This is a genomic window from Nocardioides nanhaiensis (genome assembly GCF_039542785.1).
Lineage (GTDB): Bacteria > Actinomycetota > Actinomycetes > Propionibacteriales > Nocardioidaceae > Nocardioides > Nocardioides nanhaiensis.
Genome location: NZ_BAABIM010000005.1, coordinates 347,176 through 366,427, shown reverse-complemented (window position 1 = coordinate 366,427; position 19,252 = coordinate 347,176). Strand labels below are relative to the sequence as shown.

Sequence of the window (19,252 nt, the reverse complement as noted above, 5' to 3'; positions counted from 1 at the left end):
GGACGGATCGTTAAAGGATGCCGAGCAGCGCTGAGCCTAGCAGCGCCGCGCCCCTCCTCCCGCCACCCGCCCACGCAGGGCCGAGTCGGCTCTTCCGCGCACCCCAGGGAGGGCGAGTCGGCTCTTCCGCGCACCCCAGGACAGCCGAGCCGGCGCTTCCGCGCACCCCAGGGCTGTCGAGCCGGCGCTTCCGCACACCCCCGGACAGCCGAGCCGGCGCGTGCGCGAACGTGGGCGGCATCCCGCGCCACCCGGCACGCGCGGAACAGCCGACTCGACCGCCATCAACCGCGCGGAAGAGCCGACTCGACCCCTCTTCAGCGCGTGGAAGAGCCGACTCGACCCTTCTCCAGCGCGCGGAGGAGCCGACTCGAGCCCTCTCGAGCGCGCGGAAGAGCCGACTCGCGGATCAGCGACGGCGGGGGCCGCGGGTCGGCTCGGCGGTGAGGGGGTCCTCGGGCCAGGCGTGCTTGGGGTAGCGACCGCGCAGCTCGGCGCGGACGGCGGGGTAGCCGGTGGCCCAGAACGAGGCGAGGTCGGCGGTGACGGCGACGGGTCGACGCGCGGGTGAGAGCAGGTGCACGAGCACCGGGACGCGTCCACCGGCCAGGCGCGGCGTCTCCTGCCAGCCGAACGCCTCCTGCACCCGGACGGCGAGCACCGGCTGCTCGCCGTCGTAGTCGACGGCGGCCGTGGCGCCGCTGGGCACCGGGAGCCGCTCGGGGGCCAGCTCGTCGAGCCGCCCGGCCTCGGGCCACGGCAGCAGCCGCCGCAGCGCACCGAGCACGTCGACCCGACCCAGGTCGCGGGCGGTGCGCACGCGGGCGAGCTCGGGCCCGAGCCAGGCGTCGATGCCGGTCAGCAGCGCCTCGTCGTCGACGTCGGGCCAGGGCTCCCCCAGCGCCGTGCGCAGGAACGCGAGCCGCCGGCGCAGCGAGCGGGCACCCGCGCTCCACGGCAGCGCCTCGAGCCCCTCGCGACGCAGCCCCTCACGCACCGCGGCGGTCACCAGCTCGGTCGGGGGCCGGGTCAGCGGAACCGAGGCGAGCTCGATGCTGCCCAGCCGGGTGACCCGCCGGGCTCGCAAGCCCCCCTGCTGCCAGACCACCTCGTCCCGCTCGTCCCACCTGCTGGCGGCCGCCTCGAGTGCCAGGTCCTCGGTGAGCGGCGCCGCGGCGCGCACCAGGGCGTCGCGCTGGCCGGGCCGGCGGTCTGCTTCGGCGACCGCCAACCAGGGCAGGCCGGCGAGGGCCGCGCCGTCGCCACGGCCCCGCTCCAGCACCATCCCGGTGCCGCCCACGCTGGCGTAGGTCGACGTCGAGCCGGGCCGCAGGCGCGCGACGCGCTCGGGGTGCGCCAGCGCGACGACGGCGCCGACCGCGACGTCGTCGGGCAGCGCGGTCGCCGACGGCCCGGTGGGCAGTGCCTGCTCCAGCCGGCGGACGGCGCGCCGCCACTCGCCGGACCCCGGGCCGTCCCGGCGCACCTGCCGCAGCGCCGCCACCAGGTCGCCACCGGGCGCCCGGACGCCCTCCGCGAGCAGCGCGACCACCTCCGCGGACCGACGGGCGCCCGCCAGGCCGGCACCGTCCAGCAGGGCGCGTGCGAGTCGGGGGTCCAGGGGCAGCTCCGCCATCGCGCGGCCCCGCTCGGTGATCGCACCGTCGGCCCCGACCGCGCCCAGACCCTCGAGCACCGCCTGCGCGCGGGCCAGCGCCACCTCGGGCGGCGCGTCCAGGAGGGCCAGCCCCTCCCCACCCGGGCTGCCCCACGCCGCCAGCTCGAGGGCCAGCCCGGTGAGGTCGGCGACGGCGATCTCCGGCTGCGGGTGCGCCGCGAGGTGCGGGTGCTCGGACTCGCTCCAGCAGCGCAGCACCGCACCGGTCCCCTCACGCCCGGCCCGGCCGGCCCGCTGCTCGGCGCTCGCGCGGCTCACCCGGACCGTGACGAGCCCCGCGAGCCCGCGCCGCTGGTCGGTGCGCGGCTCGCGCGAGAGCCCGGCATCGACCACCACCCGCACCCCCGGCACGGTCAGCGACGACTCGGCGACCGCCGTCGAGACCACCACGCGGCGTCCGCTGCCCTCGGTCAGTGCCCGGTCCTGCTCGGCGGCCGGGAGCCGGCCGTGCAGCGGGTGCACCGGCACGCCTGCGTTGGCCACGTCCGCCAGCCGGCGCGCGACGCCGTCGACCTCGGCGGCGCCGGGGAGGAACACCAGCACGCTGCCCGCGTGCTGGGTCAGCGCCCGGCGCGTCGTCGCGGCCACGTGGTCGAGGAAGGCCGGGGTGACGCCGCGGTCGTCGGCCCAGTGCGCACCGCCGCGCGGCGGGCACCAGTCGACCGCGACCGGGTGCAGCGCACCCGGCACGTCGACGACGGGGACCCCTGCCCCGGGCCCCAGCACCGCCGCCGTGCGCTCGGCCTCGACCGTGGCCGACATCGCCACCAGCAGCAGGTCCTCGCGCAGGTGGGCGCGCACGTCGACGGCGAGCGCCAGCGCCAGGTCGGCCTCGAGCTGACGCTCGTGCACCTCGTCGAGCACCACCGCGCCGACGCCGGGCAGCCCCGGGTCGCGCTGCAACCGGCGCAGCAGCACCCCGGTGGTCACGAACTCCACCCGCGTGCGCGGGCCCGCGCGTCGCTCGCCGCGCACGCTGTAGCCGACCGTCTCCCCCACCGGCTCGCCCAGCAGGTGGGCCAGCCGCCGGGCGGCGGCGCGCACCGCGATCCGCCTCGGCTGCGTGACGACGACCCGTGCGGCGCCACCACGGGCGGTGAGCAGACCGGTCACGCACGGCGGCACGAGGGTCGTCTTGCCCGACCCGGGCGGCGCCTGGACGACGGCCGCACCGGGTCCGCTCAGTGCCTCCGCGACCCGCGCCAGCCCGGCGACCACCGGCAGGTCCGGTGGCGTCGCCAGCAGGCGTGCGATCGGGTCGGTGGTCACGGCGCCGGGTGGCGTCGGGTCTCAGACCAGGACGCCGTCGAGCACGGTGGGCGTGCCGCGCAGGAACGTGGCCACGACGCGTCCGGGCAGCTCCATGCCCCGGTAGGGCGTGTTGCGCGAGAGCGACGCCGAGGCGGCGGCGTCGATGGTGCGGGTGGCGGCGGGGTCGTAGAGCACGACGTTCGCCGCGTTGCCGACGGCGATCGGCTGACCGTGCTCGGCCACGCGGCCGATCCGCGCCGGAGCGTGGCTCATCCGCTCCGCCACGCCCGCCCAGTCGAGCAGCCCGGCGTCGACCATCGTGTGCTGCACGATCGAGAGCGCCGTCTCCAGACCGAGCATGCCGAAGGCGGCGGCCGCCCACTCGCAGTCCTTGTCCTCGTGCGGGTGCGGGGCGTGGTCGGTGGCGACGATGTCGATGGTGCCGTCGGCCAGGCCGGCACGCAGCGCCTCGGTGTCGGCGGCGGTGCGCAGCGGCGGGTTGACCTTGTAGATGGGGTCGTAGGTGGCGGCGAGCTGGTCGGTGAGCAGCAGGTGGTGCGGGCACGCCTCCGCCGTCACGTTCCACCCCTTGCGCTTGGCGTCGCGGACGATCTCGACCGAGCCCGCGGTGCTCACGTGGCACACGTGCAGGCGCGAGCCCACGTGGGCGGTGAGCAGGCAGTCGCGCGCGATGATCGCCTCCTCCGCCACCGCCGGCCAGCCCGTCAGGCCGAGCCGGCCGGAGAGCTCGCCCTCGTTCATCTGCGCGCCCTGGGTCAGCCGCGGCTCCTGCGCGTGCTGCGCCACGACGCCGTCGAAGGCCTTCACGTACTCCAGCGCCCGGCGCATCAGGACGGCGTCGCTGACGCAGTGGCCGTCGTCGGAGAAGACGCGCACCCGGGCGGCCGAGTCGGCCATGGCGCCCAGCTCGGCCAGCCGCTCCCCGGCCAGGCCCACGGTGACGGCGCCGACCGGGTAGACGTCGCAGTAGCCGGCCTCGCGGCCCAGCCGCCACACCTGCTCGACGACGCCCGCGGTGTCGGCCACCGGGTCGGTGTTGGCCATCGCGTGCACGGCGGTGAAACCACCCATCGCCGCCGCGCGGGTGCCGGTCTCGACCGTCTCGGCGTCCTCGCGGCCCGGCTCGCGCAGGTGGGTGTGCAGGTCCACCAGGCCCGGCAGGGCGATCAGCCCGGCTGCGTCGACGACGGTCGCACCCTCGGCGGAGAGGCCGCGGCCCATCTCGGCCACGACGCCGTCGCGCAGCAGCAGGTCGGTGGGCTCGCCGCCCAGCACGGCGGCGTCCTTGATCAGGTGGGTGCTCACGCGGGGTTCTCCTGGGTCGGGCTGGACTGGCTGGACTCGCTGGATTCGTGGGCGCCGCTGAGCAGCAGGTACAGCACGGCCATCCGCACGGCGACGCCGTTGGTGACCTGCTCGACGATCACCGAGCGCTCGGAGTCGGCGACGTCGGCGCTGATCTCCATGCCGCGCACCATCGGACCGGGGTGCATGACGATCGTGTGGTCCTGCAGGGTGGCCATCCGCCGGCCGTCGAGGCCGTAGCGGCGGCTGTACTCGCGCGCGGTCGGGAAGAACCCGCCGTCCATGCGCTCGCGCTGCACGCGCAGCATCATCACGGCGTCGGTCTTGGGCAGCACGGCGTCGAGGTCGTAGCTGGTCTCCACCGGCCAGGTCTCCACGCCCACGGGCAGCAGGGTCGGCGGCGCCACCAGGGTCACCTCGACGCCGAGGGTGTGCAGCAGCAGTGCGTTGGAGCGCGCGACCCGGCTGTGCAGCACGTCGCCGACGACGGCGACCCGGCGGCCCTCGAGGCCGTTCGGGCGCGAGCCGCCGAGGTGGCGCCACAGGGTGAACGCGTCCAGCAGTGCCTGGGTCGGGTGCTCGTGCGTGCCGTCGCCGGCGTTGACGACGCTGGAGCGGACCCATCCCGAGTGGGCCAACCGGTGGGGCGCGCCGCTGGCGCCGTGGCGGACGACGACGGCGTCGGCCCCCATCGCCTCCAGGGTCAGCGCGGTGTCCTTGAGGCTCTCGCCCTTGCTGAGGCTCGAGCCCTTGGCCGAGAAGTTGATGACGTCCGCGGAGAGCCGCTTGGCGGCGGCCTCGAAGGAGATCCGGGTGCGGGTGGAGTCCTCGAAGAACAGGTTGACGACCGTGCGGCCGCGCAGCGCGGGCAGCTTCTTGATCGGCCGGTCGGCCAGCGAGCGCAGCTCGGCGGCGGTCGCGAGCACGTGCTCGGCGTCGTCGCGGGTCAGGTCGGCCGCGCTGAGCAGGTGGCGCTTCACGACTGCCCCGCCTCCTCGGAGCCGGCCGGCTGCTCGGGCCGGGTGTCGATGGTGACGGTGTCGAGGCCGTCGGTCTCCTCCAGCCGCACGAACACCCGCTCCACCAGCGAGGTGGGGAGGTTCTTGCCCACGAAGTCGGCACGGATCGGCAGCTCGCGGTGGCCGCGGTCCACCAGCACCGCCAGCTGCACCACCCGCGGGCGTCCGACGTCGCCGAGCGCGTCGAGGGCGGCGCGGATGGTGCGGCCCGAGAACAGCACGTCGTCGACCAGCACGACGGTGCGGTCCTCGATGCCGCCGGGCGGGATCTCGGTGTGCATCAGGGCACGGGCCGGGCCGCGACGCAGGTCGTCGCGGTACATCGTGACGTCCAGCGAGCCCACCGGGACCTCGTGCCCCTCGACCGAGGAGATCCGATCGGCGATGCGCCGCGCCAGGGGCACGCCGCGGCGCGGGATGCCCAGCAGCACGACGTCGTCGCCACCCTTGTTGCGCTCGAGCACCTCGTGGGAGATGCGGGTCAGTGCCCGGGTGATGTCACGGGCGTCGAGGACGACGCGGCCCGGTGGGGCCTCGGCGGGTGTCTGCGCGGCAGGCTCGGCACTCACGTGCGCGTGACCTCCTTCTCCGCCTCACGGGACGGCTCGTTAAAGGATGTCGATCGCGCTCAGCCTAGGGCATGCCGCGCACCGGGTACGCCTCACGCGAGGTCGAGGAGCACCTTGCCGACGGCGCCCGCCTCGACGGCGTCGTGCGCGGCGGCGGTCTCGGCCAGCGGGAAGTGGTGCAGCGGCACGCCGGCCTCCTCCCCCACCCGCAGAGCGCCCGCCTCGACCGCGGCGGTCACGTCGAGCGCGCCGGCCTGCAGCATCTCCTCGCTCAGCAGGTAGAGCAGCACACCCTGCAGGCGCACGTTCTTGCCGAAGGTGGGTCGCAGCGGGAGCGTGGCCTCGGCTCCGCCGTTGTTGGCGTAGAAGGCGATGGTGGCGCGGTTGCGCACCAGGTCGAGGTCGAGCGCCAGGTTGTCGGCCGGCGCCACCTCGACCACCAGGTCGACGCCGTCGGCTGCCACCTCGCGCACGCGCGCGGCGACGTCCTCCGTGCGGTAGTCGACCACGTGCTGCGCGCCCGCGGCGGTGGCGAGCGCGGCCTTCTCGGGGCTGCTCACCGTGGTGACGACGATCGCGCCCGACCAGACGGCCAGCTGGATGGCGGCGTTGCCCACCGCACCGGCGCCCCCGGCCACCAGCACCACCTGGCCGGCCAGGCTGCCGGGGCCCAGGCGCGAGGGCGTCTCGCCGCTGGTGAGCGCCCGGTGCGCGGTCATCGCGGGCACGCCGAGGCTGGCTCCGAGGTCGAAGGAGGCGTCGTCGGGCAGCGGCACCGCACGCGAGGCCGGGAGCACCAGCTGCTCGGCCGCCGTGCCGTACGGGCGGCCGTGCTGGGCGCAGAACACCCACACCCGCTGCCCCACGCTGAGCGCGTCGACCTCCTCGCCCACTGCCTCGACGACGCCGGCGCCGTCCTGCCCGGGCGCGACCTCGGGGAAGTCACCGGGGCTGGTGGCGCCGGTGCGCATCTTCCAGTCCGTCGGGTTGACGCCGGCGCGGTGCAGGCGGACCCGCACCTCGCCGGGCCCCGGCTGCGGCTCGGGGCGCTCGACCAGGCTCAGGACGGAGGAGGGACCGGACTCGCTGTAGACGACGACGCGCATGGGCCCGACGCTAGCCCCGCCCCGGTGGTCATCGCGCAGGGCCTCAGTCGTACAGCGAGCCCACCAGGTCCAGCCGTGCCTGCCAGGGGTCGCGGCGGACCACCTGGGGGCCACGGGTGGTGAGCTCGACGAAGCGGCCGGTCTCCGCCGTCGGCCAGTCCGGGCCGCAGTCGGGCACGCCGTCGCGCGCGAAGGTGGCCCAGCACGTGGCGACCCCCTCCGCGAGGTCCGCGGCGCCCGGCACCGCGTCGTCGCCGCGACCGAAGACCCAGACGAAGTCCTGGCCGTGCACGACCCCTCCGTAGGTGCGGCGCGTGGCGGGGCTGGCGATCGCGAACCGGTACCGGTAGGTGGGTGCGCGCTCGGCGTGCTCGGCGGCCAGCAACCGTGCCGGCTCGGTGAACACGACGTCGTTGAGGAAGTGGCGCTCCACCTCCTGGCCGTCGCCGTAGGCGTCGAGCGCGGCGCGGCCGCGGCCGGTGAGCAGCCGCTGGGAGGTCGGCACGGGGTCGATCCCGAGAGCCTGGAACACGGCCGGCACGAACTCCAGGTCGGTGGAGCCGACCAGGTACGGCACCGGCGCCTCCTCGCCCGCGGCGAACGTGTCGGCGGGTGAGCGGGGCAGCACGCCGTCGAGGATCGGCACCTCGTTGCGCAGCACGAAGGTGTCCAGGCGTGCCACCTGTCGGGCCGGCAGCGCGCGCAGCGCGGCGGCGTCGTCGCCGCGGGGGTCGAGCGAGGCCAGCAGCGCCTCTCCCTGGCCGGCAGCCACGCGGTAGCTCGGCGGGTCCTCGCGCCCCAGGCCGGACCCGGAGACGGCGCGGTCGAAGAGCCCCCGCGCCTGCGGGGCGCTCATCAGGTCGTTGACCGACATGCCGCCGGCGGAGATGCCGAACACCGTGACCGTGTCGGGGTCACCGCCGAAGGAGCTCACGTTGCGCTGCACCCACTCGAGCGCGGCGATCTGGTCGGTCAGGCCGAAGTTGGCGACCGGTGCACCCTGCTGCTCGGCCGCGAGTGCGGGGTGGGCGAGGTAGCCCAGGCGGCCCAGGCGGTAGTTGAGCGAGACCACGACCACGCCCTGCTCCACGAGCCCGGCCACGACGTCGGGCATCAGGTCGCCGCTACCCGAGGTGAACCCGCCGCCGTGGATCCACACCATGACCGGCAGCCGGCCCTCCTCGCTCGCGGCGGCCGGGGCGAAGACGTTGAGGAACAGGCAGTCCTCGGAGGTGTCGGCCGCGATCCGCGACCCCGTGCCCTGCAGGCAGGAGTCCCCGAAGGCCGTGGCGTCGCGGGTCTCCTCCCACCCCTCCACCGGGGCCGGGGCCCGCCACCGCAGGTCACCCACGGGCGGCGCCGCGTACGGGATGCCCCGCCAGGTCAGGACCTCACCCTCCTCGAGGAGTCCCTGCACCGGCCCGGAGTCGGTCTCCACCACCAGCCGGTCGGAGGTGAGGCCACCCGCGGCTCCGCCGCCGGACCCGCCGTCGACCTCGGACCGGCCTCCCGTGCGGGGGTCGCCGGCTCCGCCACCGGTGCAGCCGACCGCCACCAGGCACACCAGCAGCCCAGCGACCAGGGCGACCAGGGCCGCGGGGGCGCGCCGGGCGCGCGGGCGCGGTCCGGCCGCGCGGGGCGCCTGCACGGGGCGGACTACCAGCCGCGTTCGGCGAGGCGGTGGGGCTGCGGGATCTGCTCCACGTTGAGACCGACCATGGCCTCGCCCAGCCCGCGCGAGACATTGGCGACGACGTCGGGGTCGTCGTAGAAGGTGGTGGCCTTGACGATGGCCTCGGCACGCTGGGCGGGGTTCCCGGACTTGAAGATGCCCGAGCCCACGAAGACCCCCTCGGCTCCGAGCTGCATCATCATCGCCGCGTCGGCCGGCGTGGCGATGCCGCCGGCGGTGAAGAGCACCACGGGCAGCTTGCCGGCCTCGGCGACCTCGCGCACGAGGTCGTAGGGGGCCTGGAGCTCCTTGGCGGCCACGTAGAGCTCCTCGTGGGAGAGCGAGGAGAGGCGGCGGATCTCACCGCCGATGGTGCGCATGTGCATGACGGCGTTCGACACGTCGCCCGTGCCCGCCTCGCCCTTGGAGCGGATCATCGCCGCGCCCTCGGTGATGCGGCGCAGCGCCTCCCCGAGGTTGGTGGCACCGCACACGAACGGCACGGTGAAGGCCCACTTGTCGATGTGGTGGGCGTAGTCGGCCGGGGTCAGCACCTCGGACTCGTCGACGTAGTCGACGCCCAGGCTCTGCAGCACCTGCGCCTCGGCGAAGTGCCCGATCCGGGCCTTGGCCATCACCGGGATCGAGACGGCCGCGACGATGCTCTCGATCATGTCGGGGTCGCTCATCCGCGAGACGCCGCCCTCGGCGCGGATGTCGGCCGGCACCCGCTCGAGCGCCATGACGGCGACCGCACCGGCCTCCTCGGCGACCTTGGCCTGCTCGGCCGTGACGACGTCCATGATCACGCCACCCTTGAGCATCTCGGCCATGCCGCGCTTGACGCGGGTGGTGCCGGTGGCCTGCTCGTGCTGCTGCTCGCTCATGCCCCCGATCGTAGTGGGGCCCGCCGACCGCTCAGGCGGTGGGACCGCCGGGGCCGGCGCCGGCTGCGGCCTCCTCGGCACGGGCCTGGCGCGCCACCATCAGCGAGCGCACGACCACCGTCTGGGTGTTGGCCGCGGCCAGCGCCCACAGGGTGACGTAGATGAGCAGGTCGAGGTCGAAGATCCCCGCGAAGCCGGTCATCACGAGGATCGCCACGAGCCGGTCGGCGCGCTCCGCGAGGCCGCCCTTGGCGTCGAAGCCCAGGGACTCGGCCTTGGCCCGGGCATAGGAGGTGACCGCGCCCATGACCAGGCAGTACAGCGAGACGCACAGGTGCAGGTAGCTGTCGCCGGGGCCGGCGAAGTAGAGCGCCAGCCCGCCGAACACGGCGCCGTCGCCGATCCGGTCCAGGGTGGAGTCCCAGTAGGAGCCGAACTTGCCGGTGCGACCGGTCAGCCGCGCCATGTAGCCGTCCATCAGGTCGCTGAAGACGAAGGCGGTGACCACCAGGACGCCCACGAGCAGCTCGCCGCGGGGGAAGAACCCCAGGGCGCCGGCACACACCCCCGCGGTGCCCACGAAGGTGACCATGTTGGGGGTCACGCCGAGTCGGATCAGCAGGTGGGCGACGGGCTTCCAGACGTTGGTCCAGAAGTCGCGGAATCTCTCGAGCATGGCGGCAGCAGGCTAGCGGCTGGCCCCCGTCCTCAGCACGTCGGCGGCCCGTCGTCGGCCCGTCGTCGGGGGGCTCAGCCCGGAGGCCAGGCCTCCGCCAGCAACGACCGGGTGTCGGTGAGCAGCTCGGGCAGGGTCTTGGTGCGTCCGATGATCGGCATGAAGTTCTGGTCGCCGGGCCAGCGCGGCACCACGTGCTGGTGCAGGTGCGCGGCGATCCCGGCGCCCGCGATGGCGCCCTGGTTCATGCCGATGTTGAAGCCGCCGGCTCCGGAGGTCGCCCGCACCACCCGCATGGCGGTCCGGGTGAGGTCGGCGATCTCGGCCGACTCCTCGTCGGTGGTCTCGGTGTAGTCGGCGATGTGGCGGTAGGGGCAGACCATGAGGTGCCCGGGCGCGTAGGGGTAGAGGTTCAGCACCACGAAGGCCAGTGACCCGCGGTGCACCACCAGCCCCTCCTGGTCACCGAGGCTCGGGATCCGGCAGAACGGGCACTCCCCGCTGCTGGCGTCGGTGGGCTTGTTCTCGCCCCGGATGTAGGCCATCCGGTGCGGCGTCCAGAGCCGGTCGAGCTCGTCGCCCTGGCCGATGCCGTCCTGGTGCAGCTCGGTCGGGTCCTGCTCGCTCACGCGCCGGCCGCCTCGGGGTCGGGGACCGCGAGCAGCTCCTCGAGCGGCACGTCGGGGTCCAGGCTCAGGCCGAGCCGGTCGGCGTGCCCGTCGAGGATGTGCCACACGGACTGGCTGAGCAGCCCGGCCACCTGGTCGGCGTCGGGGCGTCGCGCCCGGCGGCCGACCCAGCGGCGCACGGCGCCGAAGACCGCCCCGACCAGCCCGTAGGCCAGGGGATCGAGCGCGGCGGCGTCGTCGTCGTCGAGCTCGAGGCCGAGCAGCTCGACGGCGGTCTCGAGCACCTCGACCAGCACGGTGGCGACCCGGTTGATGCCCTGGTCGGCCGACCCGGCACCGGCCTGCGCATGCTCGACCAGCCGGTGCAGCGCCGGGTGCTCGACGGCCCAGCGCACGTAGGTGGTGACGATGCGGCGGATGACCTCGTTGATCGTGCCCTCGAGGTTGACGGCGGGCAGCAGGTGCGCGGTGAGGTCCTCGAGCACCTGCACCTGGATGGCGTGGTCGAGGTCGGCACGGTCGGCGAAGTGCCGGTAGACCACGGAGCGGCTCAGGCCGGCCTGCTCCGCTATCTGCTGCACGTGGAACTCCGCGCCGGGCTCGCCCGCCTCGACGACGGCGAGGGCGGCGTCGATGATGACCTGCCGGCGCTCCTCGTTGTGCTTCTGCCAGCGCGCCTGGCGACCGTCGGGGGCCTTGCCGCCGCTTGCCATCGCCCTCCCCCGTCTCGGCGTGACGTCGCGCCCGCCCTGGGGAGGCAGCCTAGCCGGGGGTCAGCGGGAGGGACGCAGTCGCCGGGCCAGCCGGGCTGCTCGCGGCGTCGGGGTGTCGTCGCCGGGCCGCGCCGCGGCCGCGGCGACCCGCTCCATCTCGGCGAGGTCGACCAGCTTGACCCGGGGTCGGCCACGCGCCGCACCTCGACGCCGCTCCTCGGCGTCGATGGCGTCCCACCCGGCGAGCTCGACGGCCGCGGGACGCCGACCCAGCACCACCGCACGGATCGACTCCGGCGTGCCGACCGGCTCGGGCAGCGCCTCCGCCCCGGTCCGGTCGAGGTCGTCGAGCAGCTGCTCGACGGTCTCCTGGGCGCAGGACTTGTTGGTGCCGATGAAGCCCGAGGGACCGCGCTTGACCCACCCGGCCACGTAGACGCCCGGACGCACCCGCCCGCGGTCGGAGGGGACCGTGCCGCGAGCGGCGTCGTAGGGCAGGTCGGGCACGGGCGTGCCGTGGTAGCCGACGGCACGCAGCACCAGCCCGCACGCCAGGGTCTCGACCTCGTCGGTGGGCACCGGGCGGACCGCACCGTCGGGGGCGGTCTCGAGGCGGTTGCGCACCAGCTCGACGCCGGTGACACCGGACTCCTCGGTGCCGAGCACGCGCACCGGGGAGGTGGCGAAGCGCAGCACGATGCGCGGGCAGTCGGGGCGCGGAGCTCGCTGCTGGAGCTCGGCGAGGACCCGGCCGGCGGTCGTCGTCGGGTCGAGCTCGCAGCCGCCCGGCTCGACGACGACGTCGAGGCCCTCGATCGCGGCCAGCCCGATCAGCTCGGGCACGGTGAACGCGGCCTGGGCGGGGCCTCGGCGTCCGAGCACCACCACCTCGCGCACACCACTGCGCCGCAGTGCGGTCAGCGGCAGGGTGGCGATGTCGGTGCGCTCGAGGGTGTCGGGGTCGCTGGTGAGGATCCGGGCGACGTCGAGTGCGACGTTGCCGTTGCCCACGACCACCGCGCGCTCGTGGTGCAGCGGCACCGGGAGGTCCTGCCGGTCGGGGTGGCCGTTGTACCAGCCGACGAGGTCGGTGGCCGAGAGCGAGCCGGGCAGGTGCTCGCCCTCGATGCCGAGCGGACGGTCGGCCGAGGCACCCACGGTGTAGACCACCGCGTGGTACTGCGCGGCCAGCTCGTCGTGGGTGAGGTCGCGGCCCACCTCCACGTTGAGGAAGTAGCGGAACCCCCGCTCGCGCTCGATCTGCCGGAAGAGCCGCTCGACCAGCTTGGTGCTCGGGTGGTCGGGTGCCACGCCGGCCCGCACGAGACCGCCGGGGGTGGGCAGCCGGTCGTAGACGTCGACGCTCACCTCGGGGTGCTTGAGCAGCTCGTCGGCGGTGTACATGCCCGCGGGCCCGGCACCGATGACGGCGACCCGGAACGGTCCGGGGCGACGCAGGCGCCGCTGGGGCGCGACGACGGCGAGCGGCGTGCGGTCGCGGTGCGGGAACACCTCGTAGTACTCGGCGTTCAGCGCCACGAACGGCTGCTGCCCGGGAGGCAGTGACCCGGCCGGGACGATCGCGCCCGCGGGGCACGCGGTGGCGCACGCCCCGCAGCCGACGCACGAGTTCGCGTCGACGTAGAGCATCTCGGCCTCGGCGAACCCGGGCTCGCCCGGTGCGGGGTGGATGCAGTTGACCGGGCAGGCCACCACGCACGCGGCGTCGGCGCAGCACGACTGGGTGACGACGTAGGCCATCGGATGCTCTCGGGTGCTCTCGGGGCGGCTCAGGCCGCGGCCGAGGCCACCTCGCTGCGGTAGCGCGAGGAGCGGCCGTCGATCTTCATGGCCTTCCACACGCGCCGCGAGACCCGGTTCATCATGCCGGTCTCCTCGGCGAGCATCCGCACGTCGCCGAACAGGTCGCGCAGCATCTTGCGCGACTCCTCGCGGTCCCAGTAGAGGTCCTTGACGACGTGCTTGGGGATGCCCATGTCGCGCTGGGCCTTCTTGCTGGGCACCAGGATCTCGTCGCAGAGCCAGCGCAGGACCACGGGCACGGCGACGCTCAGGACGGCGCGCTCGTGGCGGCGCAGCTTGGGCGAGGAGTGCTCGATGAACTGGTGGGCGAACCCGATGTGGCGAGCCTCCTCGGCCACGTGGATCTGCATGATCCGCTGCAGCAGCGGGTGCATGTCGTCACCCGCGCGCAGCACCGACTTCTGCACGTGGTCGATCGGCTCCTCGCCGGCGAGGACGCCCCAGAAGAAGCCCACGGGCGCCAGGGAGGCGGCCAGCGGCAGCAGCGGTGCGAGCGCCCGGAACAGCGCGGAGCCGCCGCCGACGTCCTGGCCGGAGCGGTTGACGAACTCCTGGAACATCTGGGTGTGGTGGCACTCCTCGGTGGCCTCGTGCGTGGAGTAGCGGAACTCCGGCGAGCCGTTGGGGAGCTTCAGGGCGTAGTTCATGATGCCGGCGATCAGCACCTGCTCGAACTGCAGCCCGACCTTGGTGACGTTGGCCTGGCGGTAGAGGCCGATGCGGATCTTCTCGCTCGTGGGCAGCGACTTGTACCAGGCGTGGCGGCCCAGCACGTCGGCCTCGGGCAGGATCCAGCGCTCGTCGGTCGGGTCGATCGCGAAGTCGGGGTTGTCCCAGTCGATGTCGAGGAAGGCGTCGAAGTGCTGCTCGACCGAGGCCTCGGAGAGCGTGCGCAGTCGGTCCTCGTAGCTCAGGCGTGCGAGCTCGCGCTCGGTGGGTCCGACGGGGCCGGTGGCCTCGGCGAGCTGGCGGTCGTGGTCGGGGAGCACCGCGGTCATGTCGAGCACCTTCCGTCGGGGGCATCGGGAGTCTTCGGATGGTTCGGTCTGCCGAGGTTAGTGCGACGCCGTGTCACGTGTAAAGAGTTAGCGCGACATTACGTCCCAGTAACATGGGGAGGGCTGGGTCACACGCAGGTCGACGCGACGTCGGGGACGGCCCCTACGCTTCGCCCCGTGGGCACCGAGATCGACGTCGCCGAGGCCCTGCGCCGCGTCGGCGCGGTCGCGCTCGCGCTCCCCGAGGTCGTCGAGGAGGACGCCTGGGTGGGCGTGCGCTGGCGGGTGCGCGGGCGCACCTTCGCGCAGGTGCTCGAGGTCGTCGACGGCCGGCCCCCGGGTCTGGGCACGCCCCTCTCCCCCGCCCCCGGTGAGCGGCCGGTGGTGCTGCACTTCCACGCCGCCCCCGAAGACGTGCTGACCCTCCGGCACGTGGGCCCCCCATGGTTCAAGACGCTCTGGGGCCCCAGCTCGATGCTGCTGCGGCTGCCGCCCGAGCCCGACTGGGGGGAGGTCGCCGAGGTCGTCGTCGACAGCTTTCGGGTGCTGGCTCCGCGCTACCTCGCCGCCCGCCTCCCCTGACACCGACCCGGCGCGAGAGCGCACGGCTCGACCACCGACCCGTCCCGAATGCGCACGGCTCACGCGCCGACCCGTCCCGAGAACGCGCAGGTCGACCACCCAGCCGGCCGCACGAGAGCCGGGTCGGCGAGGGGTCAGTCGGCGAAGCGGGGCGGGAAGCCGCCGGTGGCGATCGGGCCCCAGCGGGTGGGGGTGATCCGCAGCAGGGACTTGCCCTGGTCGCGCATGGCCTGGCGGTACTCGTCCCAGTCGGAGTGCTCCCCCGCCACCGCGCGGAAGTAGTCCACCAGCGGCTCCACGGAGTCCGGCGGGTCGATCACCTCGCAGGTGCCGTCGACCTGCACCCAGGCGTCGTCGAACTCGTCACTGAGCACCAGCACGCTGACGTCGGGGTGGCGCCGGGCGTTGTTGGTCTTGGCGCGCTCGGGGTAGGTGGCGATGACGATGCGGCCCTGCTCGTCGACCCCGCCGGTGACCGGCGAGACCTGCGGGCTGCCGTCGCGACGGCTCGTGACCAGCACGAGGTGGTGGCGCGGCCGCACGAACTCCAGCAGCTGCTCGAGGTCGACACGGTCCGCGGTCGCGATGTTCTTGGCCATGCCCGTCCGGTACCCCGTCCCCGGTCCGGGCAGGGGGCCGGAACGGCGTCTCGCTAGACCTGCTCGCGCGCGGCGACGGCAGCCGTGACCCGGGCGATGGCCTCCTCGATCGGGACGCCGTTGTCCTGGCGGCCGTCGCGGTAGCGGAACGACACCGCACCGGCCTCCATGTCCTGGTCGCCGGCGATGACCATGAACGGCACCTTCTGCAGCTGCGCGTTGCGGATCTTCTTCTGCATCCGGTCGTCGGAGTCGTCGACCTCGACGCGCACCCCGGCGGTCTTCATCCGGCGCGCGATGTCGTGCAGGTAGTCGGCGTGCCGCTCCGCGATCGGGATGCCCTGCACCTGCACGGGGGCCAGCCACGGAGGGAAGGCGCCGGCGTAGTGCTCCACCAGGACGCCGACGAACCGCTCGATCGAGCCGAACTTGGCGGAGTGGATCATCACCGGCTGCTGGCGGGTGCCGTCGGCGGCCTGGTAGGTGAGGTCGAAGCCCTGCGGCTGGTTGAAGTCGTACTGGATGGTCGACATCTGCCAGGTGCGGCCGATGGCGTCGCGGGCCTGCACGGAGACCTTGGGGCCGTAGAACGCGGCGCCGCCCGGGTCGGGCACGAGCTCGAGACCGGACGCCTCGCAGGCGGTGCGCAGCACCTCGGTGGCGTTCTCCCACTGCTCGGCCGAGCCGACGAACTTGTCGGGCTTGGAGTCGTCGCGGGTGGAGAGCTCGAGGTAGAAGTCGTCGAGACCGAAGTCGCGCAGCAGCCCGAGCACGAAGTCGAGCAGGTGGGTGATCTCGGCGGGCGCCTGCTCCGGCGTCACGTAGGAGTGCGAGTCGTCCTGGGCGAAGCCGCGCACGCGGGTCAGGCCGTGGATGACGCCGGACTTCTCGTAGCGGTACACGTGCCCGAACTCGAACAGCCGCAGCGGCAGCTCGCGGTAGGAGCGTCCGCGCGAGCGGTAGATCAGGTTGTGCATCGGGCAGTTCATGGCCTTGAGGTAGTAGTTCACGCCCTCGAACTCCATGGGCGGGAACATGCCGTCGGCGTAGTAGGGCAGGTGACCCGAGAGGTGGAAGGTGTGCTCCTTGGAGATGTGGGGCGTGCCCACGTACTCGAAGCCCTCCTCGATGTGGCGCTGGCGGACGTAGTCCTCCATCACCCGCTTGATCACCCCGCCCTTGGGGTGGAAGACCGGCAGGCCGGAGCCGATCTCGTCGGGGAAGGAGAACAGGTCCAGGTCGCGGCCGAGCTTGCGGTGGTCGCGCTTCTCGGCCTCCTCGATGCGGTGCAGGTGCGCCTCGAGCGCCTCCTTGCTCTCCCACGCGGTGCCGTAGATGCGCTGCAGCTGCTTGTTCTTCTCGTCGCCGCGCCAGTAGGCGGCCGCGGAGCGCATCAGCTTGAACGCGGGGATCCGCTTGGTGGTGGGCAGGTGCGGCCCGCGGCACAGGTCGCTCCAGGCCACGTCGCCGTTGCGGCGGATGTTGTCGTAGATGGTCAGCTCGCCGGCGCCGACCTCGACCGAGGCACCCTCGGCCGCACCCTCGGCGTTGCCGGAGCCCTTGAGGCCGATCAGCTCGAGCTTGTAGGGCTCGGCCTGCAGCTCGTCGATCGCCTCGGCGTCGGTGGTGACCCGGCGGCTGAAGCGCTGACCCTCCTTGATGATCTTGCGCATCCGCGACTCGATCTTCTCGAGGTCCTCGGGGACGAAGGGGGTCTCGACGTCGAAGTCGTAGTAGAAGCCGTTCTCGATCGGCGGGCCGATGCCGAGCTTGGCGTCCGGGAACAGCTCCTGCACCGCCTGGGCCATCACGTGGGCGCACGAGTGGCGCAGCACGTCGTGGCCCTCGGGGCTCTCGATGGCCACTCCCTCGACGACGTCGCCGTCGGCGAGCTCGTGGCTCAGGTCGCGCAGCGCGGCCTCCTCGCCCTCCCCCACGCGCGCCGCGATGACGGCGGCGTCCTCGGCGAAGAGCTCCCACGCCTTGGTGCCCGTGGTGACCGTCCGCTCCTCACGCTCACCGGCGTGCAGGCGGACGACCTTGATCTCGGACACGGGGGCGCTCCTTCGCGTGGACGGGTGGCCCGGACGGGCCGCACCCAGGCTATCGGCGCCCGCCGACGTCGCGCGCACCGATATCGGTCGGGCGGGCACGCGGGTCGGTGGGGTCAGCAGGAGAGGTCGCGCCCGGCCTTCGGCTGCGGCGCCCGGCGCTGACCGGCGGCGGCGCTGCCCGGGCGCTCGAGCCCCCAGGAGCGCAGCCAGTCCATGCCGATGCGCGTGTGCCGCATCTGGGTGGTGTCGTCGGGGGCGATGAGCGAGATCCGCGGCACCAGCGCCTTGCCGCTGACGGCGGCGCGACCCGGGAGCGTGGCCGTGACCTTCGCGTCCACGAACCAGGTGATGCGGTTGCGCGTGACCTCCACGGCGTAGGTGTGCCAGTTGTCGCGATTCGTGACGACGCCGCGCTCGCTGTGCGCCCACGCGCGGCTGCCGTTGCTGACGCCCAGGTCGACGCTGTTCCCGTAGCCGGTGAAGTCGGCGAACGTGACGGTGTGCGGGCTGCACGCGCCGGGCGCGGTGCCGGCGGGCACCAGCTCGGCCTTGACCCGGTAGTCCGGCCCGTCCTGCCAGTGCGGGGCGCGCATGCGGATCTCCCAGCGCCCGTAGGCGCTGCCGCGGCCGCTCAGCGTCGCGCGGGTGGTGCCCAGGTCGTCGGCGCCGTAGAAGCCCGGGCCGCTCTCGACGGTGAGCATCGCGTACGCCGGGGCCACGCGTCCGGACCCGGTGCCGTACTCGCGCCAGGCCCCCAGCGGCTCGCCGTACTCCCACTCGTGCGACTCGGTGGCGCGGCCCCAGTCGAAGGTGTTGCCGGCGTTGACGGGGCCCGGCTGGGTGTAGGGCGCTCGCGCCGCACCCGGGGTGACGGGCACCGCACCCGCGTTCGCGACGCCGGCTCGCTCGCTCCCGCGCGAGCGCAGGTAGAAGGGGTAGCTGGGGTACTCCGAGATGCCGCGCCCGGGCATGGCGCCCGCCATCACCCGGTAGACGGCGTCGCCTGCCGCGGCGGTGACGCCGAAGGTCGCCGCTCCCTGGGCGTCGGCGGATGCGGTCGCGACCTTCGCCCAGGACGACGGACTGGTGCGGCGCAGCAGCGTGAGCGGTCGGCCCGGGCGCGCGGGGGCCGAGGTCACCCGCAGCGTCACCGCCTGCCCGGCCCGGGGGGCGCTCGGCGTCGTCGCGAAGGAGAACGTCTGCTCGACCGGCGTCACCGGCGCGTTCGGTGTGCGCAGTCCGGTGCCGGGCAGCTGCACGCTGTAGGGCGTGGCCATACCGGGTCCGGGGATCCGGAACCCGAAGCGGCCGGCCTGCGTGGTGCGGCCCCGCTCGGCGTCGAGGTAGCGGTCGCGCATGTAGCGCTGCAGCATGATCGGCCGCGAGCCGCGCGCGCCCACCGTGCCCCGGATGGTGAGTGTCTCCCCCGCGATGTAGGCGCGCGGGGTGAGCGTGATCCGGCCGCGGGTGGCCTGGGCGGCGGGTGCCGCCGAGGCATGCGAGCCGCGTGCGGCGTCGTCACCTCCACTCCCGGGATGCGCCGCCAGGGCGGGCACGGCCGCCGCCAGGAGTGCGGTGGTGACGAGCGGGGCCAGCGCGCGGACAGGGTGGGTGGGGCGACGACGCATACGCGGACCGTAGGCAGGACTCGATGGCGCGCGAGCGGCTT

Annotated in this window: 16 protein-coding genes; 1 reads left to right on the top strand and 15 read right to left on the bottom strand. The window is 74.1% G+C overall.

Annotated elements, in window-relative coordinates; all coding sequences use genetic code 11:
* Window positions 1-409: 409 nt before the first annotated feature.
* The 12 genes from hrpB to ABD948_RS21370 all read right to left on the bottom strand — a co-directional run bounded on the left by hrpB (window position 410) and on the right by ABD948_RS21370 (window position 14,348).
* Entirely contained in the window at window positions 410-2,947 is a 2,538-nt protein-coding gene (gene hrpB / locus ABD948_RS21425) for an ATP-dependent helicase HrpB (RefSeq protein WP_345272298.1), read from the bottom strand.
* A 21-nt stretch (window positions 2,948-2,968) separates the two neighbouring features.
* On the bottom strand, window positions 2,969-4,255 hold the full coding sequence (locus ABD948_RS21420; RefSeq protein WP_345272295.1) for a dihydroorotase: 1,287 nt from the start codon (window positions 4,253-4,255) through the stop codon (window positions 2,969-2,971).
* Window positions 4,252-5,235, bottom strand: a complete 984-nt coding sequence (locus ABD948_RS21415) for an aspartate carbamoyltransferase catalytic subunit (protein ID WP_345272290.1) — start codon at window positions 5,233-5,235, stop codon at window positions 4,252-4,254. The genes ABD948_RS21420 and ABD948_RS21415 overlap by 4 nt, the downstream gene beginning before the upstream one ends.
* Window positions 5,232-5,843, bottom strand: coding sequence for a bifunctional pyr operon transcriptional regulator/uracil phosphoribosyltransferase PyrR (gene pyrR, locus ABD948_RS21410; RefSeq protein ID WP_345272285.1), 612 nt, complete (start codon window positions 5,841-5,843; stop codon window positions 5,232-5,234). Before pyrR ends, ABD948_RS21415 begins: the two co-directional genes overlap by 4 nt.
* 92 nt (window positions 5,844-5,935) lie before the next feature.
* On the bottom strand, window positions 5,936-6,949 hold the full coding sequence (locus ABD948_RS21405) for an NADPH:quinone reductase (protein ID WP_345272280.1): 1,014 nt from the start codon (window positions 6,947-6,949) through the stop codon (window positions 5,936-5,938).
* Between the two features lie 43 nt (window positions 6,950-6,992).
* Window positions 6,993-8,597, bottom strand: coding sequence for a carboxylesterase/lipase family protein (locus ABD948_RS21400; protein WP_345272277.1), 1,605 nt, complete (start codon window positions 8,595-8,597; stop codon window positions 6,993-6,995).
* Between the two features lie 8 nt (window positions 8,598-8,605).
* Complete coding sequence (gene pdxS / locus ABD948_RS21395) at window positions 8,606-9,508, bottom strand: pyridoxal 5'-phosphate synthase lyase subunit PdxS (protein WP_345272273.1); 903 nt, start codon at window positions 9,506-9,508, stop codon at window positions 8,606-8,608.
* Window positions 9,509-9,539: 31 nt separating this feature from the next.
* Window positions 9,540-10,184: a phosphatidylinositol phosphate synthase gene (gene pgsA, locus ABD948_RS21390; RefSeq protein WP_345272260.1), complete on the bottom strand. Its 645-nt coding sequence runs from the start codon at window positions 10,182-10,184 to the stop codon at window positions 9,540-9,542.
* A 74-nt stretch (window positions 10,185-10,258) separates the two neighbouring features.
* Entirely contained in the window at window positions 10,259-10,813 is a 555-nt protein-coding gene (locus ABD948_RS21385; protein ID WP_345272252.1) for an HIT family protein, read from the bottom strand.
* Window positions 10,810-11,526, bottom strand: a complete 717-nt coding sequence (locus ABD948_RS21380; RefSeq protein ID WP_345272248.1) for a TetR/AcrR family transcriptional regulator — start codon at window positions 11,524-11,526, stop codon at window positions 10,810-10,812. The genes ABD948_RS21385 and ABD948_RS21380 overlap by 4 nt, the downstream gene beginning before the upstream one ends.
* Window positions 11,527-11,586: 60 nt before the next feature.
* Complete coding sequence (locus tag ABD948_RS21375; protein ID WP_345272243.1) at window positions 11,587-13,287, bottom strand: FAD-dependent oxidoreductase; 1,701 nt, start codon at window positions 13,285-13,287, stop codon at window positions 11,587-11,589.
* Window positions 13,288-13,316: 29 nt separating this feature from the next.
* On the bottom strand, window positions 13,317-14,348 hold the full coding sequence (locus ABD948_RS21370; protein ID WP_345272239.1) for an AurF N-oxygenase family protein: 1,032 nt from the start codon (window positions 14,346-14,348) through the stop codon (window positions 13,317-13,319).
* 177 nt (window positions 14,349-14,525) lie between these two features.
* Here ABD948_RS21370 and ABD948_RS21365 point away from each other — a divergent pair, with 177 nt between their 5' ends.
* Window positions 14,526-14,930, top strand: a complete 405-nt coding sequence (locus tag ABD948_RS21365) for an MmcQ/YjbR family DNA-binding protein (RefSeq protein WP_345272235.1) — start codon at window positions 14,526-14,528, stop codon at window positions 14,928-14,930.
* Window positions 14,931-15,064: 134 nt separating this feature from the next.
* Here the strand turns inward: ABD948_RS21365 and ABD948_RS21360 are convergent, their stop codons facing one another.
* The 3 genes from ABD948_RS21360 to ABD948_RS21350 form a co-directional block, all read right to left on the bottom strand.
* Window positions 15,065-15,529 carry a PPOX class F420-dependent oxidoreductase gene (locus tag ABD948_RS21360; protein ID WP_345272231.1) on the bottom strand — a complete coding sequence of 155 codons (465 nt, stop codon included), beginning with the start codon at window positions 15,527-15,529 and terminating at the stop codon, window positions 15,065-15,067.
* A gap of 53 nt (window positions 15,530-15,582) precedes the next feature.
* Entirely contained in the window at window positions 15,583-17,583 is a 2,001-nt protein-coding gene (gene thrS, locus ABD948_RS21355) for a threonine--tRNA ligase (protein WP_425576664.1), read from the bottom strand.
* A 113-nt stretch (window positions 17,584-17,696) separates the two neighbouring features.
* Entirely contained in the window at window positions 17,697-19,211 is a 1,515-nt protein-coding gene (locus ABD948_RS21350; RefSeq protein WP_345272227.1) for a LamG domain-containing protein, read from the bottom strand.
* Window positions 19,212-19,252: the final 41 nt, after the last annotated feature.